This window comes from Nocardiopsis sp. JB363 (genome assembly GCF_900143625.1).
In the GTDB taxonomy this organism is placed as follows: domain Bacteria; phylum Actinomycetota; class Actinomycetes; order Streptosporangiales; family Streptosporangiaceae; genus Nocardiopsis.
In genome coordinates, this window is record NZ_FRFF01000133.1 from 33,516 (window position 1) to 59,078 (window position 25,563).

Here is a 25,563-nt window from a genome sequence, read left to right on the forward strand (position 1 = left end):
GGCCGGACCAGGCCCCACGAACTCGCCCCACGGGATCGCCGTGACCCGGCGCGGGCATGGGGAGGAAGATGGGTTGAGGTGACCTCCCCGTCGGTCTACGGTGTCGGAATGTCGACTCCCCGAGATCCCCGAACCCCCGGAGTCGGCGACTCACGCCCCTTTTCGGAGCGACACCGCCGCCCCCTTCAGATCATCGCTGCCGTCACCGCCACAGCCGTCGTGTTCACCATCGCCTGGTTCGCCCTCGCACCCGCCCCCGCGGCGCCGGGACCTTGGGACCACGCCCCGATGGCGGTGTGCTCCGAATCCGAGGGCACGGTGCTGCACGCCGACGTGGACGGCGACGGCCACCTGGACGAGGTCCGCGACCCGGATCGAGAAGGCGTGATCACCGTCGAGGGCGGCGGCGACGCTTGGCGGACCGACCTCCACGACACCCTGTCCCGTCTGGTGGGCATCGTGCGCGTGGACGATCCGGACCGAGAGACACGGGGCACGCTCGGGGACTTCGACGGCGACGGCCACGTCGATCTGGCCCTGTTCTGGTCGGCGCCGCACTCGGGCGATGACCCGGTGGAGGACATGCCGATCCACGAGGTGCACTTCGGACCACTGTCCCGCGACCTGACCAGCGAGAGGGTCGGCCCCCTTCGCATCGACTTCAAGGGGTTCGTGTACGGGATACGGGCCGGTGACCAGAACGGTGACGGCCGAGCCGAACTCCAGGTTTTCCAGACCGCGGGCGACGGTGGGGTCGACCAACGCGTCGGCCACTACGACGACGGCGGTGTCACCGTGGACAACGAGACCATCGATTTCCACGACACTTCGAGCTGGCGCCGAACCGATCTGGGGTGGGATGACATCGAGACCTGCTCCGGCGAGTAGGCGCACCCACCCCAAAGCCTGGCAAGCGCTTTCTTCTTGGTAAGCGCTTGCATGATATTTTCCCAGCTCACAGGAACCATGCTGCCCGAACAACGATGATTGAGCACTCAACAGGCCTGGGCTCGACGTCGACTTTCCGCTAGCGTTCCACTTCGGTCCGTGTTCCCCCGGTCACCCTCCCCTTCCTCGGAACCGGATATCCCCACCCCTCACCTGGAGCCGTGATGTCCTCCCCCGCCAGACCGCGACCCCGGCTCGACCGCCGGACGCTGCGCGCAGACCTGCGCACTCTGCTCCTCGACTCCACCGCCGCCCTGGTGGTGACCGCGGTGATCTTCGTGGTCCTGTACCGGCGCATCGACGACGGCACCTCGGCGACCCTGGAGGTCATGCCCTACCTGGCCGACGCTCGGATGTACTGGCTGTACTGGGCGTGCCAGGCCTTCGGCTGGTCGGCGATGCTGTGGGCGTGGATCACCGTCATGCTCGGGCTGTTGCGCTCGACCCGGCCGGTGTCGTGGTCGCCGGTCTCCCACGCCCGCCTGGAGCTCTGGCACCGGGTCACCAGCATCACCACCATCGGACTGATGTTCGCCCACGCCCTGGCGTTCTTCCTGGAACTGCTCCGCCAGAACGAGGACGGCCTGTCCTCGGGACGGCTGGTGTGGTCGGCCTTCGTCGACGTCTTCGTCCCCGGCGGGTACGCGACCGGCACCGGCCAGGTCGCCATCCTCCTCGGCCTGATCGCCCTCTACCTGGCGATCCCCCTGGGGCTGTCGTTCTACATTCGGGCGTGGACGGGTTCGCGCCTGTGGCGGGTGCTGCACCGGTTCGTCATCCTGGTCTACGTCCTGAGCGCGTGGCACACCCTGTTGTACGGCACCAACGTGTGGTTCGACGGCTGGTTCCGCACCCTCGTGTGGGGCCTTCAACTTCCGGTGGCCCTGCTGTTCCTGGCCCGGCTGCTGACACCGCTGCGACGCGAGGAGAGGCTCACCCGCACCGAACTCGGCGGTGGCGCCGGTCCCCTGCTGCGGCTGGGCGGTCGGCTGCTGGCGGCGGCCGGTGTGGTCGTGGTCCTGCTGGTCACGGTCACCGGCCGGGACGGCGGCAGGACCCCCGGGCAGGAGTCCGGGGACATGCTCATCACTCAGCCCATGGTCTGGGGCGGGCTCGTGGTCGTGCTGACGGTGATGGGCGCGGTGGCCCTGGCCGTGAGGTCGAGCGGGGAGCGGGTCTCGCGAACCGAAGGAATCGAACCCGGGTCGCGGCAGAAGGAGTCACCCCTGGACCCCACCTCCGATCGAAGTGACTCCGAACACCCGCTGTAGGATTTTTCGAAGAATGGTCCGGTGTTCCCCGACGCACGAAGCCATCGGGGAACACCGGAACGATCAGGGGGATTCGTTGGACGCATTGCTCTCGTTCCTGTGGGCGCGCACGGATGAAGGGTGGCGGGGCGCGCTGGCCGCGGGGGCCTCCTCCGCCGCGCGAACGTGGTCCGCGCGGCCGGACCGCGTGGAGTCCGCCGATGGTGCCACCGTGACGCCGACCTCAGGAGAAGACGCGCGGGTCGACCGCGCGCGCTCGGAGCACATCACCCGGAACGACCCCGCGCACGCACTCCGGACCCTGGAGTCCACCCGGCGTCTCCTCGAACAGTACGAACTGCTCCACGCCGATATGGTCGAACATCCGGAAAGGGAGATCCTGCTCCGCGAGTACGAGGAATTCATTCTTCCCCTGCTCGCCCTTCCGTTCTCCGATCACCCCGATCATCGTCCGGAATGGTCTCCTCGGGAGGCTCCCCCACGACGGTGAGTCCTTTTTCGGCGCCCATGTCCGGGGCCGAGGAATCCCGTGGCGCTCGCCCTCGATCGGTCGCCCGAGCCCTTCAGGCGTCGATGTGCTCCGCGAGTTGGTCGGCGAGTTGGTCGGCGACGCCTCGGGGTTCACGACCGAGGAGTTCGGCCAACAGCGGATCCCGTTCGGCGAAGTAATCCTCGCGGGTCGCGCGGAACATGGTGAGCATGAAGCGGGCCGCCTGCTCCGGAACACCGTTGGCCACCTGATCGGCGACCCACTGTTCGTCGTCCACGACGACGCGTTCGATGGTGCGGCCACTGAGTCGGGAGACGTGAGCGGCGAAGTCGTCGAGGGTGACGGCCTCGCCGGAAATCAGGGTGATGGCCCCGTCGAAGGAGCGGTCACCGGAGAGAACGACCGCCGCGGCCTCGGCCAGGTCGGCGGGGGCGGTCCACGGGACGGGCCCGTCGGCCGGGGCGGCGATCGCCCCGGTTCGTCGCCAGGGCCCGAGCAGGGCTTCGAAGTCGTGCCCGAAGAAGCCGTAACGCAAGGAGGTCCACCCGGCCCCCGAACCGGCGAGGATCTCCTCGGTGGCGGCGTGGATGGCCGCCGGGGGGTAGGGGCCCTCGGCCGCGGCGCCCTGTTGGCTCGTGTACAGGATCCTCCGAGCGCCGGCCGCGACCGCCGCCTCGATCGCGTTGCGGTGCAGGCCCACCATGTCGGCCGTCGGGTCGTTGCCGGAGACCAGGAGCACCTGGTCGGCGCAGGCGAAGGAGTGGCGCAGCGCGGCCGGGTCATCGTAGGCGGCCTGTCGTACGCGCACACCGCGGTCCGCGAAGTGCCGCGCCTTGGCGACGTCGCGCACGCTGACGCCGATCCGCTCGGCCGGCAGGCGCTTGAGGAGGTGCTCGACGGTGGCCCCGTTGAGGGAGCCGGTGGCACCGGTGACGACGATCATGTTCGCGGCCCTTCCCTGTGTGCCCGCACTGGCGTGCGCCTCGGTGGCACACCGTCACGCAAGTTGACCAGTGGGGTCAGTTTCGCATCCGTCGTCGACGGTAGATAACCTGACCTCACGAGTCAAATTACGCTGGCGGTAGCGAGGGACGGTAGGGACCATGACAGGTGGGACACCCGCGAAACCTCGGCTGCGCGCGGACGCCCGGCGCAACACTGAGCAGATCCGCCGTGCCGCGATCGACGCCTTCCAGGGGCGGGGCCTGAGTGTGCCGCTGGAAGAGGTGGCCAGGGCGGCTGGGGTGAGCAAGGGCACCATCTTCAACCGGTTCGGCGGCCGGGTCGGACTCATCGAAGCCGTCATCGAAGAGGTCGTCGCGAACGAGCTCCACGCCGTCATCGATCACGCGCGCTCCCTCGAAGGAGCTGGAGAACGGGTCGCGTACTACCTCACCGCGATCCGCGATCTCCAGTACCGCCAACCCACCGCCAACGACGTCCTGCTGCAGGAATATCCCCACTCAGAACAGCTCATGGACATCTGTCGGGCAGCGGGAGAGATCAACGACGAACTCGTCGCGGCGGGTCACGCCTGTGGAACCCTGCGATTCGGGTTCACGACGGACGACCTCCACGCGCTCATCGTCGACAACGCGCTCGCCCTCAAACACGGCACCCGCCCGTCCCGGGAGGCGTACGACCGCCGCACCGCCTTCCTCCTCGACGGGATCCGTGGTCAGCACGGGTAACGCGGGTAACGCGGGTCGTTTCGGGGCCCGGTCGGGCCCCGAAACGACCCGGCCGGCCTAGAAGGGGTAGCGGGCGGGGTCGGCCTGCATGGTCACCCACTGGGTCTCGGTGAAGGCCTCCAGGTTGGCGCGGGTGCCACCGAAGCGCGAGCCCGTACCCGAGTCGCCCACCCCACCGAAGGGCGCCACCGCCTCGTCGTCGACCGTCTGGTCGTTGATGTGCACGATGCCGCTGGGGATGCGGTCGGCGATCTCCAGCCCGCGCATGGGGTTGGTGGTGATCACGCCCAGGGACAGTCCGTACTCGGTGCTCGTGGCCAGCTCGACGAGTTCGTCGATGGTGGAGAAGCGCGCCACCGGGGCGACGGGGCCGAAGACCTCCTCGGCGTAGGCCTCGGTGGTCGGGGTGACGTGGTCCAGGACGGTGGGCCGGTAGTACAGGCCGTCGTAGGTGCCGCCGGCGCGCAGGAGTGCCCCGGCCTCGACGCTGCCGGTCACCAGTCCGTGGATCTTGTCGCGCTGGCCGGCGTCGATGACGGGACCGAGGGCGGAGCCGTCCTGTTCGGTGCTGCCCACCACCAGGGCCTCGGCCTTGGCGGCGAGCTTTTCGACGTAGGCGTCGGCGATCGCCTCGTGCACCAGGTGGCGGCCGGTGGTCATGCAGATCTGGCCCTGGTGCAGGAAGGAGCCCCAGGCGCCGATGGAGGCGGCGGCGTCCACGTCGGCGTCGTCCAGGATCACCAGGGGCGAGTTGCCGCCCAGCTCCAGGTGGGCGCGCTTGAGGTGACGGGCGGCGGCCTCGCCGACCTTGCGGCCGGCGGGTGTGGATCCGGTGAAGGAGATGACGCGCACGGGCGGGGTGGCGACCAGGGCCTGGCCGGCCTCGGCGCCGCCGGGCAGCACCTGGAAGACGCCTTCGGGCACCCCGGCCTGGCGGAACACCTCGGCCAGGACCGCGCCGCCGCAGACGGCGGTGCGCGGGTCGGGCTTGAGGATGACGGAGTTGCCCACGGCCAGCGCCGGTGCCACGGAGCGGATGCCCAGGATGAGCGGGACGTTGAAGGGTGCGATGACGCCGACCACGCCCACGGGCACCTGGCGGGAGAAGCTCAGGCGCGGCTTGGCGGTGCGCAGGATCTCGCCGTGCGGTTGGGAGGCCAGGGCGGCGGCCTCGTAGCACTCCTCGGAGGCCACGTGTACCTGGAAGCCGGCCATGCCGGCGGCGGCGCCGCCTTCGTGGCTCAGCCAGTAGGAGATCTCCTCGGCGTGGGCGTTGAGGATGTCTCCGGCGCGGCGCAGGATGGCGGCGCGTTCCTCGAAGGAGGTGGCGGCCCAGGCGACCTGGGCCTTGGCGGCGCGTTCTGCGGCCTCGTGGACGTCGTCGGCGTCGGCGATGCCGATGCGGCCCAGGACGGTCCCCGAAGAGGGTGAGACGACCTCGGTGTCGCCTCCCTTGGCGGGGGTCCAGGTGCCGGTGAAGACGGCGGAGGTGAACTTGTCGACGTCGAGCAGGCTCACGGTGGGCTCCTTGTGTTTCGTTGGTGATGCGGCCGTTCAGAGGGGGCAGGCTCTAGGCGGCGGGCGCGGTGGTGCCCTTCTTGGCCTGTTGGATCTGGGCGTAGACGTGGGCGCGCAGTTGGGTGAAGCGTTCGTCCTGGCGGGTGGTGAGCTGGTCGCGTTCGGCGGGCAGGTCGACGGTGATGTCGTCCTGGACGACTGTAGGTGAGTTGGACAGCACCAGTACCCGTTCGCCCAGGTAGACGGCTTCGTCGATGTCGTGGGTGACGAACAGGACGGTCACGCCCAGGCGCTTCCAGAGTTCGCGGACCAGGTCCTCCAGGTCGGCGCGGGTCTGGGCGTCCACGGCGGCGAAGGGTTCGTCCATGAGCAGTACCTGCGGCTCGTAGGCGACGGCGCGGGCGATGGCCACGCGCTGTTGCATGCCGCCGGAGAGCTGCCAGGGGTAGGCGTCGGCGAATTCGGTCAGGCCGACCGCGGCGAGTGATTCGGCGACGAGCTCGGCTCGGCGGGCCTTGGGAAGCTTCTTCTCCTTGAGCGGGAGTTCGACGTTGTCGCTCACGCTCATCCAGGCGAAGAGGCTGCGCCCGTATTCCTGGAAGACCACGGCCATGCCCGGTGGGGGTGAGAGCACTGGCTGTCCGGCGAGTTCGACGGTGCCGTCGGTGGGGGCCATGAGCCCGGCGATGCATTTGAGCAGGGTGGTCTTGCCGCAGCCCGAGGGCCCCACGAGGCAGACCAGTTCACCTTCGGCGAGTTCGAAGGTCAGGTCGCGCACGGCCTCCACCGCCGTGGCGCCCCCGTTGTAGATCTTCTGCAGACCGGTGACCTTGAGCATGGCGGAGCGTTCTCCCAGGTGGTGCGGGGTGTGTTCGTGGGTGGTGGTCATGAGTCACTCTCCCCGGTGTGCGGCGCGCAGGCCGCGGTACCAGCCCAGGACGCGACCTTCGACGAGTTCGAACAGGGACGACAGCACGAAACCGATGATGCCGAGCAGGACCATGCCGGCCCACATCTCGGGGATGGCGAAGGTGCGTTGGAACTGCACGATGGCGAAGCCGAGGCCGCTGGAGCTGGCGAACATCTCGCTGATGACCATGAGGATGATGGCCAGGGCCAGTGCCAGGCGCAGACCGGCCATGATCTGAGGGCTGGCCGAGCGCAGGATGAGCACGCGAAGGCGGGTGGTGCCGGTGATGCCGTAGCAGCGCGCGGTGTCGGACAGGACGGGGTCGACGGCGCGCACGCCTTCGACGGTGTTGAGCAGGATGGGCCACACGCACCCGAAGACGATGACGGTGATCTTCATGGTGTCGTCGATGCCGGCGAGCATGATCATCAGCGGCACCAGGACGGGCGGCGGGATGGCGCGCAGGAACTCCAGGACGGGTTCGATGGTGGCGCGTACGCGGGCGTCCAGGCCCAGCAGGACGCCGAGGCCGACTCCGATGAGGGCGGCCAGGGCGAAGCCGACGGCGAGGCGTCCCAGGCTGGGCAGGACGTCGACGAAGAAGCGGTCGGAGAACCACAGTTCGACGAAGGCCGTACCGATGGCGGCCGGGGTGGGCGTGTAGAAGCCGGCGCCGGGTTGTGCGGTGAAGGCCCAGTACACGCCGATGAGCACGGCGGGCAGGAGCAGGACGTGCGCGGTGCGCAGGGCCGCTCCGGCCGGTCCGCGGTTGCCGGGGCGGCGCCGCCGGGTGCGGGCCACGGGGCTCTCCTGTTCGGTCGGGTCCGCCTTGGGAGACGGGGTGTGGGTGTTCTCGGGCGTGGGCTGTGCCTGGCCGAGGGTGGTGCGGCTCATGTGTCGGCCTCCCCGCGCACCGAGGTGTGCCAGCGCAGGACGCGGCGTTCCAGGGCGCGCACACCGATGTTGATGACCACGCCGAGGATGCCGGTGGCGATGATCCAGGCGTAGACCAGGGCGATGGCGTTGCCCTGTTGGGCGGTGGTGATCTGTTGTCCGATGCCGGGTGAGCCGATGATGAGCTGGGCGGTGATGGACAGGATGAGCCCGACGGCGGCGGCCAGGCGCAGCCCGGTCATCAGGTAGGGCAGCGTGGTGGGCCACACGACGTAGCGGATGCGGGCCAGGCGGCCCAGTCCGTAGGAGCGGGCGGTCTGTTCGGCGACCGGGTCGACGTCGGCCACCCCGTAGAGCACCTGGATGTAGATGAGCCAGAAGCAGGCGTAGATCACCAGGAGCAGGGTGGAGCGGATGTCGGTGCCGTACATGAGCACGGCCAGCGGGATGAGCGCCACCGACGGGATGGGGCGTAGGAAGTCGACGGTGGAGGTGGTGAAGGCCCGCACGCGCGGTGCCGCTCCCAGGGCGAAGCCCAGGAGGACGGCGGCGACGAAGGCGATGGCCAGACCCAGGGCCCATCCGTACAGGGTGTGTCCCACGGCCTCCCAGAACGGGGCGGTGAGCGCGCGTTGGGCGAGGGTGAGCAGGACTTCGGAGACGGGCGGGAAGTAGCGTTCGGGCACTACTCCCAGGCGGGGTGTGGCCTCCCACAGCAGGAGGAAGGCGGCGATGCCCAGGAGGCCAAGCAGGGGCCGGTTGGGTGCGGTGCGCGCCCGAGCGCCCGGGCGGCGGGTGCCGCCCGGGGTCGGGGCCGTCGTGGTGGCGGTGCTCATCGGATGAGGGTGTCCAGGTCGGGATCGGCGTCGATGATGCCGTCGGTGACCATCAGGTCGGCGAGGGTGGCCACGGCGTCACCGTCGATGTCGGTGGGGAAGCGCGGCCAGCGCAGGTCGTCGATGATCGCCTCGTCGATCTCGGTGTAGGTGGTGAGGATCTGGGCGGTCTCCTCGGGGTTGTCCTCGGCGTAGGTCAGGGAGGCGTCCATGGCCTCGCTGAAGGCGTCGACGGTCTCGGGGTCCCCTTGGATGAGTTCCTCGCCGGTGAAGTACGCGGCCACGGACAGGTCCTCGTGCAGGTCGACGAAGTTGCCGGCGATCTCGGTGGCGCCCTGTTCCAGGGCGATGGTCAGGAAGGGCTCGACCACCCAGGCGGCGTCGACCTGGCCGTTGCTCAGTGCGCTGGGCATGTCGGGGAAGGCGAGTTCGATGAATTCGAGGTCGGTGGCGTCGCCGCCGTCCACGCGCACCGAGTTGCGCACGGAGGTGTCACCGATGTTGTTGAGGTTGTCGATGGCCACGGTGGCGCCGTCCAGGTCGGCGGCTCCGGTGACGTCGCTGTCGGGCGGAACGACCAGGGCGCTGTAGTCGGTGGCGGCGTCGCCGGTGGTGGTCATGCCGTTGGCGACCAGGGTCAGGGGCAGGCCCTGTTCGCGGGCGATGATGACGGAGGCCAGGTTGCCAAAGGCGAAGTCGAGTTCGCCGCTGACCACGCGGGGCACGGTGGTGGCGCCACCGCCGCCGGTCTCGATGGTCACGTCCAAGCCCTGTTCTTCGAAGAGGCCCTGTTCCACGCCGAGGTAGAGCGGGGCGACCGCGGTGATCGGCAGTACGCCCACGCTGACGGGGGTGAGTCCACCCTCGTCGGCGGCGCTGTCCGTCTCGCCGCCACAGGCGGTGACGGTCAGGGTGAGTGCGGCGCCGGCGGCGAGCACCCCCAGGCTGGTCTTGTTCGCGGTCATGTGTTCTCTCCAGGGACAGGGACAGGGACGGGGACACTGGCAGCGGGGCGGGGGGTGGTTCAGGGGATCAGGGAAGGAGCGCGTCCAGGTCGGGTTCGGAGTCGATGAGGCCGTCGGTGACCATCAGATCCGCCAGGGTCTGGACGGATTCGTCGTTGATCTGCGCGGGGAATCGGGGCAGGACCATCTGTTCGATGACCTGCTCGTCGATCTCGGTGTAGGTGCCGAGGATGCGTCGGACCTCGTCGGGGTTGTCCTCGGCGTAGGCCAGGGATTCCTCCAGCGCGGCGGTGATGTCGGCGAAGAGTTCGGGGTCCTGGGCCAGGCGGTCCTCACCGGTGAAGTACGCGGCCACGGACAGGTCGGGGTGGGTGTCGACGAAGTTGGAGGCGATCTCGCGGTGTCCGGCCTCGCGGATGGTGGAGGCGAACGGTTCCACGGCCCACACGGCGTCGATCTGGCCGGTCTCCAGTGCGGCGGGCATGTCGGGGAAGGGCAGTTCGACGAAGTCGACCGCGGTGGGGTCGCCGCCGTCGGCGCGCACGGACTGGCGGACGGTGGTGTCGCCGATGTTGTTGAGGTTGTTGGCGGCCACGGTCAGACCTTCGAGGTCCGCGGCGCCGTTGACGTCGCTGTCGTCGAGGACGAACACGCCGCCGAAGTCGGCGCCTTGTTCACCGGCGCTGGTGACGCCGTTGGTGAGCGCGGTCAGTGGCAGGCCCTGTTCGCGGGCGACGATGAGCGAGACGACGTTGCTGAAGGCGAAGTCGAACTCGCCGCTGATGACACCGGGGACGATGGCGGCGCCGCCGGAACCGGACTCCAGTTCCAGGTCGATGCCGCGGTCGCTGAAGAACCCCTGGTCGACACCCAGGTAGATGGGCGCGACGTCCACGATGGGGATGACGCCGGCGGTGACGGTGGTGAGCTCTCCTTCGTTCGTGCCCTCCTCGGAGGGGGAACAGGCCGCGGTGGCCAGGAGCGCGGCGGAGGCGGCGACCGCGAGTGCCGGGGACAGACGCATGGGATCTCCAACAGGGGGCGCGACACACAGGGATGTACGCTTTGCGAACACGTGTTCTTAAAGTGAACATAAGTGATCCCGATCACCAGGTCAAGGCGTGCATGAGGCACATTTCAGACACGTGAACAGCGAAAAGGTCGGATGACCGAGCCTGGGCAGCACCTTCGGAGGGGCGCGCGAGAGGAATGGGCGCCGCGAACGAGCGCGGGCGTCAAGAAGGGCCGGGGCGCCCTGAGAGAATCGAAGAGCCCGTGGTCCGGGTCAGGACGGGACCCGGACCACGGAGTCGAAACCCCGTACGGGGCCCCATATTCGACCCTGTGTTGTCCCAATGTCAACATTTGTACATCGAAGCGGTACTGAGACCCGAAAGATTCGTGTCCACGGTCGCGTACGCCGTACACTTTTGCGACGTGGCACGAGACGATGGCGGTAACAGCGGAATGCGACGAGTCCGCAGGCGAGGCCTGGCCCACGAGGCGGCCGACCGTATTCGGGAGTCCATCCTCGACGGACGGGTCTCCCCCGGCTCTCCCCTGCGCGAGGTCGAACTGGCCGCCTCCCTGGACGTGAGTCGCGGGTCGGTACGCGAGGGACTGGCCGTCCTCGAACGCGAGGGGCTCGTGCGCAGCGAGTGGCACCGCGGCGCTCGGGTGATGGACCTGCGCTCCCGGGACGTCGACGAGGTCTACACCGTGCGGGCCGCCTTGGACCGGCTGGCCACCCTCAGCGCCGCCTCCCGCATCGTCCCGGCCCAGCTGGCCGAACTGGAATCACTGGTCCAGGCCATGGGGCGGGCCTTGGAGGGCGACGCCGACGGACTGACGCTGATCGCCCTGGACCTGGCCTTCCACGACCGTGTCTACGCCATCGCCGACAACAGCCGTCTCACCGACGCCTGGCACGGCGTGCGCTCCCAGGTGCGCCTGATCCAGCTCACCCGCATCGAACACGACCAGGCCCACTACCGCGACCTGTTGGTCGGCGAACACCACGAACTGGTGCGCCTGATGAGTCGTGGCCCCAGCGAGGCACTGGCCCGGGCCGCCGAGGAGCACGTGGACTCGGCCCGCCGCGCCCTGATCCACCTGCTCGGCCAAGCCCCCCGGGGCCGCTGAGGCGCCCGCGCCCGGCACGGGTCGGGGCCCGGCCTCCTCCTGCGAGACCGGGCCCCGACCCTCCGGAGAGGGTCTTGAACCGACGGGATCCGACGGGATCCGGACGCTACCTAGTCGAAGACCACGTCGGAGCAGTTGTAGAAGGCCTCGGGGCTGTCGGAGCGCTCCCAGACCACATAGACGAGGTGCTGCCCCGAGCGCTCGGGCAGGTCGACGTCCCAGCGGTACTCGGCGCCCTCGACCCCGCCCTCGCTCAGCGGCGGGTCGGTGACCTCGCTGATCAGCTCCAGGTCGGACCAGTTCAGCGGGGAGTCGGGTGACCAGCCGGTGTTGGTGACGTAGGTGTAGAAGGTGCCGGGGTGGTGGGCCCAGGCGTTGTGGTGGAACTCGACCGTCTGGCCCGAGGGCAGCGACGTGGTGGGCCAGTCCGAGCGCACCGCGTTGAACGCGGCGAAGTCGGGGGTGGGCCCGCACAGCTCACCGTCGGCCACGACCTCCTGGTGCCGGCCGTCGGCGTCGCTGATCAGGTTGCCGAACCAGTTCCAGAACGGGTAGCTGCCGCCCTCGTCCAAGGCGTCGGCGCAGGCGGGGTTGGTGGGTTCGACGTTGCCGCCCTGGCCGCCCTCGATGCCATCGGCATAGCAGGCGTAGGTACGGCTGGCCGGGTAGGTGAAGGCGCCGTGCGCCTCGGCCGACTCCGCGCTCAGAGTCAGGGCCAGGCCGCCGACGAGGGCGGCCGAGGCGGTGAGAGCTCCGGTCCTGGCGAGGGTTCTCATGGGGGGTGTCCTTTCGAGGGGGGTACGCGGGGTTCGGTGGTGAACGGAGCGCGTTCCTCAGCCGCCGGTGGCGATGCCGTTGGGGCCGTGGAAGAGGCGCTCTCCCCATTCGGTGATCCGGTCGGCGTCGAAGTCCTCGACGATGTCGAGGTACTCCACGCCGCCGCTGTTGCCGCTCCAGGACCAGCCGATGTAGCCGAGTCCCAGGCGGTCGGCGTGGGCCATGATGGCGTCCTCGTCGGGGTCGCCGTCGCTGTGCTCGTGGCCGAACTCGCCGATGATCAGGGGCAGTCCGGCGTCGGTGAAGTGCTCCAGGTAGTCGACGACGGTCGACTCCTGTTCGTAGACGCCGTACATGTGGATGGAGAAGACGGTGTTGTCGTGGGGGTCGACGTCGGCGACCTCGGGGGCGGACTCGCGCATGGAGCCCTGCCAGTCCTGGCCCCAGTTGGGGGCGTCCACGACCAGCATGTGGTCGAGGCCGGCCTCGCGCAGGCGCACGATCGCGTCGGAGGTGTCGGCGGCCCAGTACTGGTTGGTGGCCTCGTCGTTGCCGTAGGGCTCGTTGCCGATGTTGACGATGATGTGGTCCTCGGCGCCGTCGAGGGCGCTCTGGACGTCGAGCCAGTAGTCGACGGCCTGGTCCAAGGTGGCGGCCTCGGGCTCTTCGCCGTAGCCGGTGGTGTCGTGGACCTCCAGCACGCACACCAGGCCCAGGTCGGCGCACTGGGCGACGAGGTCCTGGATCTGGCCTTCGTCGGTGCGGTCCCAGCGGTCGCCGCTGCTGAGGACGACGCGCACGGTGTTGGCGCCCAGTCCGGCGATGTCGGCCAGGGCGGTGGGGGTGCGGTCGGTGAACCAGGCGTGGGGGTGACTGACACCCCGCATGATCAGGTCGGTGCCGTCGGCGTGGGTCAAGCGACCCTGGTCGTCGACGTGCAACCCGGTCTCGGCCGCGGCGGGGGCGGCGTGGGCCAAGAGGGGAAGGGTCAGGGCGAAAGCCGCCAGGGACACCAGTGAGCGGGGTCGGTGCACTGTGCTTCTCCGTCGGTCTTTGTGACTACCATTCGCGAGAACACGATTTGGGAGCGTTCCCATGGCGCTTGTGGTGCAACTTAACAAGAGAAAAACCCCGCCACAATAGGGTTTCGGGCTGATCTTTCACTCACAGCTCAACTGAGCACACGTTAAGTTAACTGGACACTCAGCGCCGGAACCATCACGAGCTGCGTTGACACCGACTGATCACACCAATAAGTGGGGGCGGGGGACCGTTTCGGTCCCCCGCCCCCCCCTTCGGCCGGTTCGATTCTGTCCGGTACCGGGCCTCAGGCCCAGAAACCGAAGCTGTACAGCAGCCCGTTGGTCGCCGCGATGACCCCCATCGCCAGCACCGCGCCGGTCACGTACGAGGTCCGCAGCGAGCGCACCAGGAACTCCAGCGCCACCAGGTTGTTCAGGATGAAGTAGCCCAGCATGGTCGCGTGCCAGAAGGAGTCCATGCTCCAAGGCTCGAAGTAGTACGAGGCACCCGTCCACACGTCGGTCTCGGTGGTGAACCACGACCACCCCAGCGCCGCCCCGTAGCCCAGCGGGATCTGGATCAGCGGCAGGATCAACAGCGGCAACACCTTGACGAAGCCCCACAGGCCGGGCTGGTCCGCGCGGCGGGCCTCCGACTGCGCCCGACGGGCCGCGTCCTGTTCGGCGCGCATCCGGTCACGATGGGCACGTTCGGCCTCTTGGCGGCGCCGCTGCTCCTCACCCTGTTGCCGGGCGCGCTGTTGCTCCTCCTGCTGCCGGCGTTGCTGCTCCATCTGCCGGCGACGCTGTTCCTCGGCCTGCCTCCGCTGGTCCTGGCGCGGGTCGGTCGCCCCACGTCGCTCCCCGTACAGGTCCGCGTAGGGGTCGTCTCCCCCGGGCTGCTGGTGCTGCCGCGTGGCGTCGTAGCCCCCGGTGGCCGGAGGGCCGCCGGGCTGCTGCTGAGTGCCCGGGAACTGCTGGGTGGGCTGGTAACCCTGCTGATATTGCTGGGTGGGCTGGTAGCCCTGACCGGTCTGCTGCCCCTGGTTCCCCAGGACCGAGGTCGCCCCGGCCGAGGGGTCCTGCCCCTGTCCGCTCGCGGGGGCCACCCGGGTGGACTGGTCATCGCTCAGCGCGCCGGCCGCGGCGGCTCCGGCGGCCGCACCGGCCACCCCGCCCAGGGCGGCGGCGCCTCCGGCGCCCAGCCCCTCGGTGCGCTGGTGATCACCGGTGGCACCGGGATCGACGGGCGAAGTCGCCAGGGCCTTGTTGATCTTGGCCACCTGTTCCTGCACGCCCATCATCACCGCGGGCGGGAGCCAGGCCTGGCCGACGTGCACGTCGCCCAGGTAGTCCAGGATCTCGCCGGGGCTCGGGCGACCCTTGGCGTCCTTGGACAGGCAGGCCGCCAACAGGTGCCGTAGCGACTCGGGCACACCCGACAGGTCGGGTTCCTTACTGATGATGCGCATGACCATGGTGGGCATGTTGCCCTCGCCGAAGGGCCCGCCCCCCGAGACCGCGTGGGCCAGTACCGCCCCGTAGGCGAACAGGTCGCTGGCGGGGGTGAGCGGCTCGCCCTGGACCTGCTCGGGGCTCATGAAGCCCGGGGTGCCGATCACCGACTGGGTGGCGGCGGTGCCGTCGGTGGCCCGCGCGATCCCGAAGTCGATCACCCGCGGCCCGTCCTCGGCCAGCAGGACGTTGCCGGGCTTGAAGTCGCGGTGGATCAACCCCACCCGGTGGATCTCGACCAGCGCCTCGGCCAGACCGGCCGCCAGCACCCGCACCGATGCCTCCGGTAGCGGGCCGTGCGCCTCCACGGCCTCGTCCAGGGGAAGCGAGGGGACGTAGGAGGTCACCAGCCACGGCACCTCGTCGTCGGGGTCGGCGTCGATCACCGGTGCGGTGAACGCACCACTGACCTGGCGGGCCGCGTTCACCTCGCGGGCGAACCGCTCCCGGAAGGAGGTGTCCGCCGCCAGGTGCGGGTGAATGCGCTTGATCGCGACGGCGCGGCCGCCGGCCGAGCGTCCGAAGAACACCTGACCCATGCCACCGGCGCCCAAGCGCCCGATCAGCCGGTACCGGCCGATTCGCTCCGGATCAATGCTCTCTAGCGGCCCCAACGTCCTCTACCTCCGGCCTGTACAGCGTTGTCCTATGTGGAACGAGGCCCCAGTCTAGGGCGTGGTGCCCCCACCCGAACCACCGTCGACGAGTGTGATCCGGTGCCGGGCCAGGGTGTTCGCGCCGCCACCGGCAGGACGGGTGGAAGGGCACGGGGAACGAGCAGGACCGGGCCCATGGTTCCCACCTGGCCACACACGGCCAACCATGCGAGCGAAGGGGCCCGAGGGGGAAGGCCGACTTAGTGTCCAAGGACATCACCGACAGGATGAGGCGCCCGTGAAGACTCTCGACACCCTGCGTACCGACGCCCAGTTGCGCACGGCCCACGGCGTGTCCTGGGTGGTGGCCCAGACCGGGGACCATCCCAGTCGGCTCCTGCACTGGCCCTGGCGGGAGAACCCCTTTCCCACCTACCGGCGTCTGCGCGAGCGGGGTCCGGTGGTCCCCAGCCGGCTGCCCTTCCTCACCGCCACCACCCGCGCCGCGATCGAGAAGATCCTGCGCAGTCGCGACTTCGGGGTCCGCCCACACGGCGACTTCAATGTCGCCGAGCAGTTCAACGTGATGGATCTGTCGTTCCTGCAACAAGACCCTCCCGACCACACCCGGTTGCGCAAGATGGCCCGCCCGGCGTTCTCCCCGCGTCGGATGGAGGGGTACCGCGTCGAGATCGAGAAGATCACCGAGGATCTCCTCGACCGCGCCCTGGAACGCGGTGAGTTCGACCTGATGCGTGACTTCGCCCAGCCCCTGCCCATCATCGTGATCAGTGGCCTTTTGGGCGTTCCCGAACGTGATCAGGCCGATTTCGACCGCATCGGCAACGTCATCGGCACGGCCCTGGACGGGGCCCGTTCGGCGCGTCAACTGCGCCAGATCCAGAAGGCGACGGCGGAGTTGGACATGTTGATCGAGCGTTTGATGGTCGAACGTCGAGCCGACCCGCGTGAGGACGTGCTCTCCGACCTGGTCGCCCAGCATGATGACGGACGAATGAGCGCGACCGAGCTGGGCGCCATGTTCCGATTGTTGCTGGTGGCCGGGTTCGAGACCACGGTGAACCTGATCGGAAACGGGGTGATGGCGCTGTTGCGCCACCGCCACGAGTGGGAACGTCTGGTCGCCGATCCGGAACTGGCCGGCGGTGCCGTGGAGGAGGTTCTGCGTTACGACTCACCGGTCCAACTCACCGGGCGTTGGGCGCACCACGACACCGAGGTCGAAGGCGTTCCGATCAGCGCCGGCCAACAGGTCATGTGCCTGATCGGGTCCGCCAACCGCGACCCCGGACACTTCACCGAACCCGACCGCTTCGACATCACCCGCGCCAACGCCGCCGAGCACCTGTCCTTCTCCGGCGGGGCGCACTACTGCCTGGGAGCTCCGTTGGCCCGGCTGGAGGGCGTGATCGCCCTGCGAGCTCTGAGCCGGCGGGTTCCGGGGCTGCGGCCCACGGCGATGCCCACCCGACGCGACACACTGACCGTTCGTGGACTGGCGACGTTCCCGGTCACCACCGGGGAGCGGTAGAGGAAGCGGAGGCGGCGGGTGCGGAAGACGACCGAGAGGCGTCGGCGCACGGCCACACGCGGGCGAGGTGTACTACTCGCGGCGGGGGCGGTGTGCGTGGTGATCTTCGTGGTGGCGGCGGTATTGGCCCTGGTCCTACCCGGGCCGGCCGAGGAACCCGGAAGCGACCTGCCCGGGTTGGCCGAGTCGCACGGCATCAAGCTGGGCGTGGCCGTGGCGGTCGACCCGCTGCGGGACGACTCCGACTATCAGGACATCGTCACCGACCACTACACGTCGGTGACGGCCGAGAACACCATGAAGTGGGAGCACGTCCAGCCCGAGCGCCATGAGTTCGACTGGAGCGGCCCCGACACCATGGTCGACTTCGCCGAGGACCACGGCCTCGACATGCGCGGACACACCCTGTTGTGGCACAACCAGCAGCCCGAGTGGCTGGCACAGGGCTTCTACGACTCCGACGAGCTGCGCGAGGTCATGCGCGAGCACATGGAGGCGCTGGTGGGCCGCTATCAGGGGCGGATCGACTCCTGGGACGTGATCAACGAACCCTTCGAGGACGGCGGCCCCGAGCTGCGCGACAACCTCTGGTACCAGACGCTCGGCGAGGACTACATCGCCGAGGGGCTGCGGATGGCGCACGAGGTCGACCCCGACGCGAAGCTCTACATCAACGAGTTCGGGATCGAGGGCGGCGGGGACAAGGCCGACGCCCTGTACGAGCTGGCCTCCGGGCTGTTGGAGGAGGGGGTTCCGCTGCACGGCATCGGTTTCCAGGGGCACTTCGTGCACGGCGACGTGCCCGAGGACCTGGCCGAGAACATGCGACGTTTCGCGGACCTGGGGCTCGACGTGGAGATCAGCGAACTGGACGTGCGCATCGCCGAACCGGTCACCGACGAGGCCATCTCCGCCCAGGCCGAGGAGTACCGGCGGGCCGTGGAGGCGTGCCTGGACGTGTCGCGTTGTGTGGGCGTGAGCGTGTGGGGGGTGACCGACGCCCACTCGTGGATCCCCGAGTGGTTCCCCGGCTATGACTCGGCGCTGCCCTTCGACGAGGACTACCAGGGCAAACCGGCGCTGGGCGGGATGGTCGAGGCGCTGCGACGGGACCGACGGTCACCGGGTCGACCGGCGCCCGGAAGGTGAGAAGCGGGTGCGGGCAGGGGCCCGTACCCGCCATCCTGGGTCGCACCCGACCCGAGGAGCACCTCCATGGACAACGATTCCGTCCGCCCCGTCAGCGTGCCGGACGCCCTGGTCGAGACCGTCACCTCCTTCTTCGGCCCCGAGTGGGCGCGTCGGCTGCCCGCCCTGGCGATGGAGCGGATCGACGGGTGGGGGCTGACCGTGGCCGGCGAGAGCATGCACGGGGCGGTGGCCCTGGTGGTGCCGGTGCGTCGTGCCGACGGCACGTCGGCGGTGCTCAAGATCCAGCCCCAGGACCCCGAGACCGAGGGGGAACCCCTGGCCCTGCGCGCTTGGAACGGTGCCGGCGCGGTCCGACTGTTCGATCACGACCCCCGGACCGGGGCGATGCTGCTGGAGACCCTCGACGCGGGTCGACGTCTGGACGACGAGCCCTTGGAACCGGCCCTGGAGGTCATCGGTTCCCTGGTGGCGCGGCTGACCGCCCACCCGGGGCCGGAGGGGCTGCGCGGACTCGGGCCGCTCACCCGCGACATCGCCGTCCGGGGGCGGGCCGGGGTCGCCCGGATGGCGGAGTCCTGGCGACCGGTGTTGGAACGCTGGGCGGCCATCGCCGACGAGTTGTCCGCCGATCCGGGCGATCGTCTCCTGCACTGGGACCTGCACTACGAGAACGTGCTCGCGCCGTTGGAGGGCACCGATCGGGGCGATTGGTTGGCGATCGACCCCAAGCCGCTGGTGGGCGATCCCGGTTTCGAGCTGTTGCCGGCGTTGCGCAACCGTTGGGCCGAGGCGGAGGAGACCGGCGACCCCGTGCGAGCCACCAGGCGCAGGTTCGACCTGCTCACCGAGGTCGCCGGGCTGGACCGGGAACGGGCTCGGGCCTGGACGCGGGTGCGGCTGCTCCAGGACTGCCTGTGGATGCAGGACGCACGCCACCGTGTGCCGCGCGTGCACGCCCTCATCGACCGGGCGTTGAACGGCTGAGGGGTCGGGGCCGAGGACTTCGACGCTCGGGTCGGGGCCCCGAACGGGGTCCGATGTCGCTTTCGGTAGGGTTCCGCCACCTCAGTGATCCCTTTGCGGAAAGGCCCCGATGTCCATTCCCCGCCCGCCCTTCGACCCCGAACTGTTGCCCGCCCTGGCCCGGGTCAACGCCGAGATGCCTCCGGGCATCGGCCCGGAGCAGATCGACGCGATGCGCGTCCGCGCCGCCCGTCTGGCGCCCGGGGACGAGACCGACATGACCCTGGGCGGGGTCTTCACCGAGTCCGAGCACACCGCGCCGGGGTCGGAGGGACACGCGGTTCCGTTGCTCGTGTGGCGGCCGAGGGAGACCACCGCGACCACCGGTGCGCTGTACTGGATCCACGGCGGCGGGATGATCGGCGGGACCCACCGTGGCGGCGAGATCCCCGAGCTGCTGGAGATCGCGCACGAGCTGGATCTGATCGTGGTGTCGGTGGACTACCGGTTGGCCCCCGAGCATCCGCATCCCGCCCCGGTGGAGGATTGCTACGCGGGGTTGGTGTGGTCGCACGAGAACGCCGCCGAGCTGGGTGTGGACCCCGAGCGCATCGTGGTGGGCGGCGCCAGCGCCGGGGGCGGTTTGGCCGCCGCCGTCAACCTGCTCGCCCGGGACCGCGGCGGTCCGGCCCTTCGAGCGCAGCTGCTGCTCTACCCCATGTTGGACGACCGCAACGCTTCGGTCTCCGCCCACCAGATGGCGGGTGTGGGCACGTGGGACCGCACCTCCAACGACACCGGGTGGGGCTGCCTGCTCCAAGGCGCGCACGGCGGTCCGGACACCTCGCCCTACGCGGCGCCGGCCCGGGCGGAGGATCTGTCGAACCTGCCCCCGACCTATCTGGAGGTGGGGACGGCGGAGACCTTCCGCGACGAGGTCGTCGAGTACGCCTCCCGGATCTGGAAGGCCGGTGGTCGGGCGGAGTTGCACGTGTGGCCGGGCGGCTACCATTCCTTCGACGCCATCGCCCCCGACGCGGCCCTCAGCCGGAGCGCGCGGGGTCAGCGGCTACCGTGGCTGCGCCGCGTCCTGACCGATTGATCCTGTTTCCACGGTTTCGAGGCCGGTGGGCCTCCACCAGGAAGCGGTGCGCGGTGCAGACCAGGGCACCTTCGACGAGGATGCGTTCGTGCACACGCCGTAGGGCCTCCCACGTACGTGCGACGTCGAAATCCTGTGTCTGCCAGGGAACGCGGCGTAGGTGGAACACGAGCGCGCCCACATCGTGGAAACGCAGGGGCGACCGTGCCTCCTCGGCCGTGGTGACAACCAGGCCGGCCCGCTCCAGGTCCGCCGCCGCCTCGCCCACGTCCCACCGATCAGGCCGTGCCGGCGGGGCCAGACCCAGAGCGTCGTTGATCTCCAATCCGTCGTCGGCGCCGACCTGTTGGGTCAGGAACCGTCCGCCGGGACTCAGGAGACGGTGGACCTCACCGGGTGTGTAGGAGGAGTGCCGGTTCAGCACCACGGGGAACCGCGCATCGGGCAGCGGGACGGCGTCGTTCTCCTCGGGCCTGACCACGGTCACCCCCAGCGAAGCGAGCCGAGTGCGCGCGGCGACGACATTGGGCGGCCAGTCCTCGGTGGCGATCGAACCCGGAGGTAGCGGCGCGAGTTCGGCCAGAACCTCCCCTCCCCCGGTGCCCAAATCCAGTACGGGGCCGGTGGCCGCACGCACCAGCGAGTGGGCGTGATTCCCATAGGACCAGGGCGGGTCCTCTTGGACCATGCGCCCCTTGACGAAGGAGAAGTCCCAGCCCCGCAGGGGTTGCGTCCGAGCCTGTTCTACCAGGGCGATGAAGTCGTCCATCCGCACACCTTCCGGGAAGAGGAGGAGGCCAGATTAGAGCGGATCGGGCCGGGACCTCCACCGGGTTTTGCCGTCCCTTGAAGCGGAAGCGAACTCGGGGTGCGTCCGGAGGAGGCCTACTCCGTGCTGACCCGGGATCGCTGACCGATCTGTCCCCACCGACCGGGGCGTCAGGATTGAGACACCAGGGCCGGGGTCTCCATCGACCTTCGGCGGCGGTGAGCGGTGGGGGTGGTGCCGCGAACGCGTTTGAAGGCGGCGCTGAGCGCGAAGGCGGTCGAGTAGCCGACCCGACGGGCGATGGTGTCCACGGTCTCGTCCGTGGTGCGCAACCGCTCGGCGGCCATGCACACCCGCCACTCCGCCAGGTAGGTCATGGGCGGGGTACCGACCAGGGCCGCGAAGGTGCGGGCCAGGGCCGCCCGGGAGACCCCGCACCGTTCGGCCAGTTCGGCCACCGTCCAGGGGTGGGCGGGTCGGTTGTGCATCAGGCGCAGGGCGCGACCGACCACCGGGTCGCCCATGGCGGTGTACCAGGCGGGCGGTTCCACTCCGGGTAGGGAGAACCAGGCGCGCAGCTTGGTGATCAGGGCCAGGTCCAGCAGTCGATCCAGGACCAGCTGTTGGCCGGGGGCGGCGCAGGCGACCTCGGCCTCGATCATCGCGCCGAGTGGGTCGTAGCACTCGTCGGCGGGCACCACCAGGACCGGGGGCAGGGCGGAGAACAGGTAGGGGCCGAGGTCGTCACTGACCTCGTAGGAGCCGCTCAACAACAGGTCGGGGGCGTCCGAGGTGTCACCGTAGGTGCGCGCTCCCAGGGTGGTCTCCTCGCTCAAGCGTTCGCCGTCCGGGCCCAGGCACAGGTCCGCGTCCACCACGGTGCAGCTGATGGAGGCGTCGACGGGGTGGGCGATCGTGTGGGGTCCTGGTGCGCGCAGCAGGGCGGTGTCACCCGGGCCCAGGGCGAGTGGTTCGGTGTCGGCGAGGGCGATCCAGGCGTGGCCGCGCACCATGGTGACCAGGGTCAGGGGCGAGGTCTGATCGAAGCGCACGGCCCAGGGCGGTGTCATGACGGACCGGCTGAACAGGGCTCCGCGGGAACGGACCCCTTCCAGGAGGTCGGCGAGTGCGTCCATACACCTCAGCGTAGACGCTCGGATATCGATTCGAGCTTTTCGGCCATGGAACGTCTCGGCCATGCGGGGTTGACTCGGTGACATGACAGAGAACACGACACGGCGACCGGTCCTGGTGACCGGCGCGAGCGGAATGACCGGACGGCGGGTCCTGGCGGGGCTGCGGAACCTGGGGGTGGCCACGCGCGCGGCCTCGCGGTCCTCGGAGTGGCGCTTCGACTGGCAGGACCGGAGCACCTGGGACCGGGTTCTGGACGGCGCGGGGTCGGTGTACCTGGTGCAGTACGACCCCGAGCCGTTGACCGAGGCGTTCGTGGAACGCGCGGTCGCGCACGGGGTGGAGCGGATCGTGCTGCTGTCCGCCCGCGGGGCGGATCGGCCCGGTTACTTCGAGGGCGTGGACGAACCCGTCACACACCTGTTGAGCGAGGAGGCCGTGCGCACGAGCGGTCTGGAGTGGACGATCCTGCGCCCGGGGTGGTTCGCGCAGAACTTCGACGAGGGGGTGCTGGCCGACGGGGTGCGTGAGGGGGTGCTGCGTCTGCCCACCGGCGAGGGCGCGGTGGCCTGGATCGACGCCGAGGACATCGCCGCCGTCGCGGTGGCCGCCCTCACCGAAGAGGGTCACCACGGGCGCGCCTACGAACTCAGTGGGCCACGCGCCCTGACCCTGACCGAGGCGACCGCCGAGATCTCCACCGCGTCGGGGCGCCCGGTGCGCTATGAGGCGGTGTCGGTTCAGGACTACGTCACCGAACGCCTCGCGGCCGGTTGGTCGCGCGGGGACGCGCTCCTGATGACCTCGTCGCTCTCCGCCATCGCCAAGGGCCGGGAGGAGCGCCCCTTCCCCGGGGTCCGCGAGGCCTTGGGGCGCGAACCACGCGGGTTCGCCGAGTTCGTCGAGGAGGCCGTCGCCGCCGGGTCGTGGGTTCGCTGAACCCGCCGGGGCGGGGTCTGCGACGTCCCCGCCCCTCGGCTCGCCTACTCGGTGACGGTGATACCCAGGGAGGCCAGGATCAGCCCGGCCTGGACGGGGCCGATGGTGGCGCCTCGTAGGTGACCGGCCAGTTCCAGGGGCACCTCCCCCAGGTCCGCGCCGCGCAGGTCGGCCCCGGCGAACTTCGCCCCCACCAGGTGCGCGCCGCGCAGACGCGACTCCACCCACACCGTCTCGCGCAGATCCGCCGCCGCCAGGTCGGCCTCGTCCATGCGCAACCCCTCCAGGGTCTGTCCGCGCAGGACGATCCCCTTGCACCGGGCCAACATGAGGTTGCACTGGACGAAGGTATAGCCGATGCCGCGCAGCGAGGTGAGCCCCGCACCGGTCATCCGGCACCCGGAGAACACGGTGTCGGTGAGCAGGGCGCCCTGCCAGCGGGTGTTGGCCAGGTCCACCCGCTCGAAACGGGTGTCGGTGCAGTCGGAGTGGTTCAGGGAGGCGCCCGAGGCGCTGCCGCCGGTCACGACCGCGCCCTCCAGTACGGCCCGTTCCAGGCGCGCGCCGTCCAGTCGACAGTCGACCAGGCGGGCGTCCACCAGGTAGGCGTCGCGCAGGTCGGCCCCGCTCAGGTCACAGCGGGTCAGGACACGGGGCGAACCCACGTCGTGGGACAGCGCCTCGCGCAGGTCGAGTTCGGACAGGTCGGCGTCGGTGGTCTCGGCGGTGGCGAGAAGGTCGGTGCTCACGCCGAGGAGACTAACGGCCGGTGCCGACAGGCGCGGTCAGTCCCGCAGTTTGAGCGCCAGGAACAGGTCGACGCGGTGTTCGAGGTTGCTCAGGTCGCGCCCGGTCAGCTGTTCCACCCGGCCGATGCGGTAGCGCAGGGTGTTGACGTGGACGTGCATGGCGGCGGCGCAACGCTGCCAGGACCCGGAGTGGTCCAGGAACCGTTCCAGGGTCTCCACCAGATCGGAGCGGTGGTCGCGGTCGTAGGCGAAGAGCGGGCCCAGCAGACGCTCGCGGTAGGAGGTCTGCACCTCCTCGGGGACCGACGCCAGCAGGAGTTCGTGGGAGTCGATCTCGGCGCCGGCGATGACGCGGGAGCGTCCACCGCGCAGTTCGGCCAGGCGCCGGGCGTGGCGGGCCTCGACGGCGGCGCCGCGCAGTTCGCCGATGCCTCGGGTGGCCGAGCTCAGGCCGATGGCCAGCCGGTAGTCGAGCAGGCCGGGTTCCAGGACGCGGGCACGGTGGACGAGTTCGGTGCGCAGGGACTCGCCCCGGGCCCGGGCCTGCTCGTCGGGGCCCTCCACCGGAATGACCGCCAGGGTGTCGTTGTCGCCGGTGACGACGGCGCCGGGGTGGTCGGCGAGCAGTTCGGCGACCACGCGGCGGGCGAGGTCGGGCACCCGGGGCTCGGGCAGCATCATGGCGCTGACCACCACGTGGGCGCGGTCGTCGGGGGCGGGCCTTTCGCCGGTGCCGTGCAGCAGCGCGGCGACCTCGTCGAAGCGTTGGGCGGCGAGCAGGCGTGGCAGGCCCTCCAGATGGCGGGCCGTGGTCAGGGCGCGTTCCTCTTCGCGGCTGCGGGACAGGACACCGATGGAGACGAGTTCGGCGACGGTCTCGTGTTCCTCCTCGCTCCAGGCGTCGTGGTCGCCGGTGACCACCAACAGCCAACCGGACAGCGGGTGCGACTCCTTGGCCCGTACGGGAAGGACCGTGACGGCGCGGCCGCCGTCGTTCTCCCCTGGAAGGCGGGTGCCGTGGGGGAAGGAGGACCAGGTGAGGGCTTTGGTGGCGAGGTGTTCACGTTCGTGGGGGGAGAGCGGATCGTCGACGGAGGCGATGGTGCGACCGGTGGAGGAGAGTACCCAGGCCCGGAGCCCGGCCTGGGTGGCGGCCGAGGCGAACGCCCGGGGGAAGTCGGCGCCGGAGGCGACGTCGGCCATGAGGCGACGGTGTCGGTCCCGGGTCTCGGCGATGGTGGTGAACCGGCGCTGGGTCAGTGAGCGCAGGACCTCCTCGGTCACGGCGCCGAAGGAGGTCTCCGCGGGGATCTCCACGAGGGGGACGTCGTGGGCGCGACACGCGGCGATGAGGTCGTCGGGGATCTCGCCCAGTGCGGTTCCGGCGCCCACGGCCACGGAGCCGGCGCTCAGGATCGAGGAAACGAAGGTCTCGGAGTCCTCGGGGCGGGTACGCCACATCATCCCCGTGAGCACGAGTTCACCGCCGCGCAGGTAGCGCGCGGGTTCGAGCAGGTCAGTGGTGTAGGCCCACCGGATGTCGCGGTGGGCGTGCTCCGCCCCCGTCAGGAACCGCAGGTGCAGTCTCTTGACGGCGAGCAGGTCACTGATCTGCATGGACTTCCTTC

At 69.9% G+C, this 25,563-nt stretch carries 24 protein-coding genes; 10 read left to right on the forward strand and 14 right to left on the reverse strand.

What is annotated here, in order from left to right:
* Positions 1–108 precede the first annotated feature (108 nt).
* The 3 genes from BQ8420_RS20170 (at position 109) to BQ8420_RS20180 (ending at position 2,709) form a co-directional block, all read left to right on the forward strand.
* Positions 109–888, forward strand: a complete 780-nt coding sequence (locus BQ8420_RS20170) for a hypothetical protein (protein ID WP_235006383.1) — start codon at positions 109–111, stop codon at positions 886–888.
* 224 nt (positions 889–1,112) lie between these two features.
* On the forward strand, positions 1,113–2,219 hold the full coding sequence (locus BQ8420_RS20175) for a ferric reductase-like transmembrane domain-containing protein (RefSeq protein ID WP_087100706.1): 1,107 nt from the start codon (positions 1,113–1,115) through the stop codon (positions 2,217–2,219).
* A gap of 76 nt (positions 2,220–2,295) precedes the next feature.
* Positions 2,296–2,709, forward strand: a complete 414-nt coding sequence (locus BQ8420_RS20180) for a DUF6221 family protein (protein ID WP_235006384.1) — start codon at positions 2,296–2,298, stop codon at positions 2,707–2,709.
* 73 nt (positions 2,710–2,782) lie between these two features.
* On the opposite strand, the gene BQ8420_RS20185 is transcribed toward BQ8420_RS20180, so the two are convergent.
* Positions 2,783–3,652 (reverse strand): NAD(P)H-binding protein, encoded by an 870-nt coding sequence (locus BQ8420_RS20185; protein WP_087100707.1) that lies wholly within the window; start codon positions 3,650–3,652, stop codon positions 2,783–2,785.
* Between the two features lie 160 nt (positions 3,653–3,812).
* Here BQ8420_RS20185 and BQ8420_RS20190 point away from each other — a divergent pair, with 160 nt between their 5' ends.
* Positions 3,813–4,400 carry a TetR/AcrR family transcriptional regulator gene (locus tag BQ8420_RS20190; protein WP_087100708.1) on the forward strand — a complete coding sequence of 196 codons (588 nt, stop codon included), beginning with the start codon at positions 3,813–3,815 and terminating at the stop codon, positions 4,398–4,400.
* A gap of 57 nt (positions 4,401–4,457) precedes the next feature.
* Here the strand turns inward: BQ8420_RS20190 and BQ8420_RS20195 are convergent, their stop codons facing one another.
* From BQ8420_RS20195 to BQ8420_RS20220, 6 genes are all read right to left on the reverse strand, one after another.
* A complete protein-coding gene (locus tag BQ8420_RS20195) occupies positions 4,458–5,918 on the reverse strand; it encodes an aldehyde dehydrogenase family protein (RefSeq protein WP_087100709.1) in 1,461 nt (486 codons plus the stop codon).
* A 52-nt stretch (positions 5,919–5,970) separates the two neighbouring features.
* On the reverse strand, positions 5,971–6,756 hold the full coding sequence (locus BQ8420_RS20200) for an ABC transporter ATP-binding protein (RefSeq protein ID WP_087100812.1): 786 nt from the start codon (positions 6,754–6,756) through the stop codon (positions 5,971–5,973).
* Positions 6,757–6,810: 54 nt separating this feature from the next.
* Positions 6,811–7,722 (reverse strand): ABC transporter permease, encoded by a 912-nt coding sequence (locus BQ8420_RS20205; protein WP_200816014.1) that lies wholly within the window; start codon positions 7,720–7,722, stop codon positions 6,811–6,813.
* Positions 7,719–8,558, reverse strand: a complete 840-nt coding sequence (locus tag BQ8420_RS20210) for an ABC transporter permease (protein WP_087100710.1) — start codon at positions 8,556–8,558, stop codon at positions 7,719–7,721. Before BQ8420_RS20210 ends, BQ8420_RS20205 begins: the two co-directional genes overlap by 4 nt.
* Positions 8,555–9,523, reverse strand: a complete 969-nt coding sequence (locus BQ8420_RS20215; RefSeq protein WP_087100711.1) for an ABC transporter substrate-binding protein — start codon at positions 9,521–9,523, stop codon at positions 8,555–8,557. The genes BQ8420_RS20210 and BQ8420_RS20215 overlap by 4 nt, the downstream gene beginning before the upstream one ends.
* A 67-nt stretch (positions 9,524–9,590) precedes the next feature.
* Complete coding sequence (locus BQ8420_RS20220) at positions 9,591–10,547, reverse strand: ABC transporter substrate-binding protein (protein ID WP_087100712.1); 957 nt, start codon at positions 10,545–10,547, stop codon at positions 9,591–9,593.
* Between the two features lie 413 nt (positions 10,548–10,960).
* On the opposite strand from BQ8420_RS20220, the gene BQ8420_RS20225 reads away from it, so the two are divergent.
* Positions 10,961–11,665, forward strand: a complete 705-nt coding sequence (locus BQ8420_RS20225; RefSeq protein WP_235006385.1) for a GntR family transcriptional regulator — start codon at positions 10,961–10,963, stop codon at positions 11,663–11,665.
* A 110-nt stretch (positions 11,666–11,775) separates the two neighbouring features.
* On the opposite strand, the gene BQ8420_RS20230 is transcribed toward BQ8420_RS20225, so the two are convergent.
* From BQ8420_RS20230 to BQ8420_RS20240, 3 genes are all read right to left on the reverse strand, one after another.
* On the reverse strand, positions 11,776–12,441 hold the full coding sequence (locus BQ8420_RS20230; protein ID WP_087100714.1) for a lytic polysaccharide monooxygenase: 666 nt from the start codon (positions 12,439–12,441) through the stop codon (positions 11,776–11,778).
* 57 nt (positions 12,442–12,498) lie between these two features.
* A complete protein-coding gene (locus tag BQ8420_RS20235) occupies positions 12,499–13,476 on the reverse strand; it encodes a glycoside hydrolase family 5 protein (RefSeq protein ID WP_235006386.1) in 978 nt (325 codons plus the stop codon).
* Positions 13,477–13,769: 293 nt separating this feature from the next.
* Complete coding sequence (locus BQ8420_RS20240) at positions 13,770–15,593, reverse strand: serine/threonine-protein kinase (protein ID WP_087100716.1); 1,824 nt, start codon at positions 15,591–15,593, stop codon at positions 13,770–13,772.
* 280 nt (positions 15,594–15,873) lie between these two features.
* Between BQ8420_RS20240 and BQ8420_RS20245 the strand changes: the two genes are divergently transcribed.
* The 4 genes from BQ8420_RS20245 (at position 15,874) to BQ8420_RS20260 (ending at position 20,344) form a co-directional block, all read left to right on the forward strand.
* Positions 15,874–17,127 (forward strand): cytochrome P450, encoded by a 1,254-nt coding sequence (locus tag BQ8420_RS20245; RefSeq protein ID WP_087100717.1) that lies wholly within the window; start codon positions 15,874–15,876, stop codon positions 17,125–17,127.
* An 18-nt stretch (positions 17,128–17,145) separates the two neighbouring features.
* The gene (locus BQ8420_RS20250; protein WP_087100718.1) at positions 17,146–18,276 is read left to right on the forward strand and encodes an endo-1,4-beta-xylanase; all 1,131 of its coding nucleotides are present in this window, start codon (positions 17,146–17,148) and stop codon (positions 18,274–18,276) included.
* A 66-nt stretch (positions 18,277–18,342) separates the two neighbouring features.
* A complete protein-coding gene (locus BQ8420_RS20255; RefSeq protein ID WP_087100719.1) occupies positions 18,343–19,263 on the forward strand; it encodes an aminoglycoside phosphotransferase family protein in 921 nt (306 codons plus the stop codon).
* Positions 19,264–19,372: 109 nt separating this feature from the next.
* A complete protein-coding gene (locus BQ8420_RS20260; RefSeq protein ID WP_087100720.1) occupies positions 19,373–20,344 on the forward strand; it encodes an alpha/beta hydrolase in 972 nt (323 codons plus the stop codon).
* Here BQ8420_RS20260 and BQ8420_RS20265 read toward each other — a convergent pair.
* Both BQ8420_RS20265 and BQ8420_RS20270 read right to left on the reverse strand, forming a co-directional pair.
* Positions 20,286–21,113, reverse strand: a complete 828-nt coding sequence (locus tag BQ8420_RS20265) for a class I SAM-dependent methyltransferase (RefSeq protein ID WP_200816015.1) — start codon at positions 21,111–21,113, stop codon at positions 20,286–20,288. The genes BQ8420_RS20260 and BQ8420_RS20265 overlap by 59 nt on opposite strands.
* 170 nt (positions 21,114–21,283) lie before the next feature.
* On the reverse strand, positions 21,284–22,249 hold the full coding sequence (locus BQ8420_RS20270) for an AraC family transcriptional regulator (RefSeq protein ID WP_087100721.1): 966 nt from the start codon (positions 22,247–22,249) through the stop codon (positions 21,284–21,286).
* Between the two features lie 82 nt (positions 22,250–22,331).
* Here BQ8420_RS20270 and BQ8420_RS20275 point away from each other — a divergent pair, with 82 nt between their 5' ends.
* Complete coding sequence (locus BQ8420_RS20275) at positions 22,332–23,186, forward strand: NAD(P)H-binding protein (RefSeq protein ID WP_087100722.1); 855 nt, start codon at positions 22,332–22,334, stop codon at positions 23,184–23,186.
* Between the two features lie 44 nt (positions 23,187–23,230).
* On the opposite strand, the gene BQ8420_RS20280 is transcribed toward BQ8420_RS20275, so the two are convergent.
* Both BQ8420_RS20280 and BQ8420_RS20285 read right to left on the reverse strand, forming a co-directional pair.
* Positions 23,231–23,935: a pentapeptide repeat-containing protein gene (locus BQ8420_RS20280; RefSeq protein WP_087100723.1), complete on the reverse strand. Its 705-nt coding sequence runs from the start codon at positions 23,933–23,935 to the stop codon at positions 23,231–23,233.
* 36 nt (positions 23,936–23,971) lie between these two features.
* Positions 23,972–25,552 carry a PucR family transcriptional regulator gene (locus tag BQ8420_RS20285; RefSeq protein ID WP_087100724.1) on the reverse strand — a complete coding sequence of 527 codons (1,581 nt, stop codon included), beginning with the start codon at positions 25,550–25,552 and terminating at the stop codon, positions 23,972–23,974.
* Positions 25,553–25,563 lie beyond the last annotated feature (11 nt).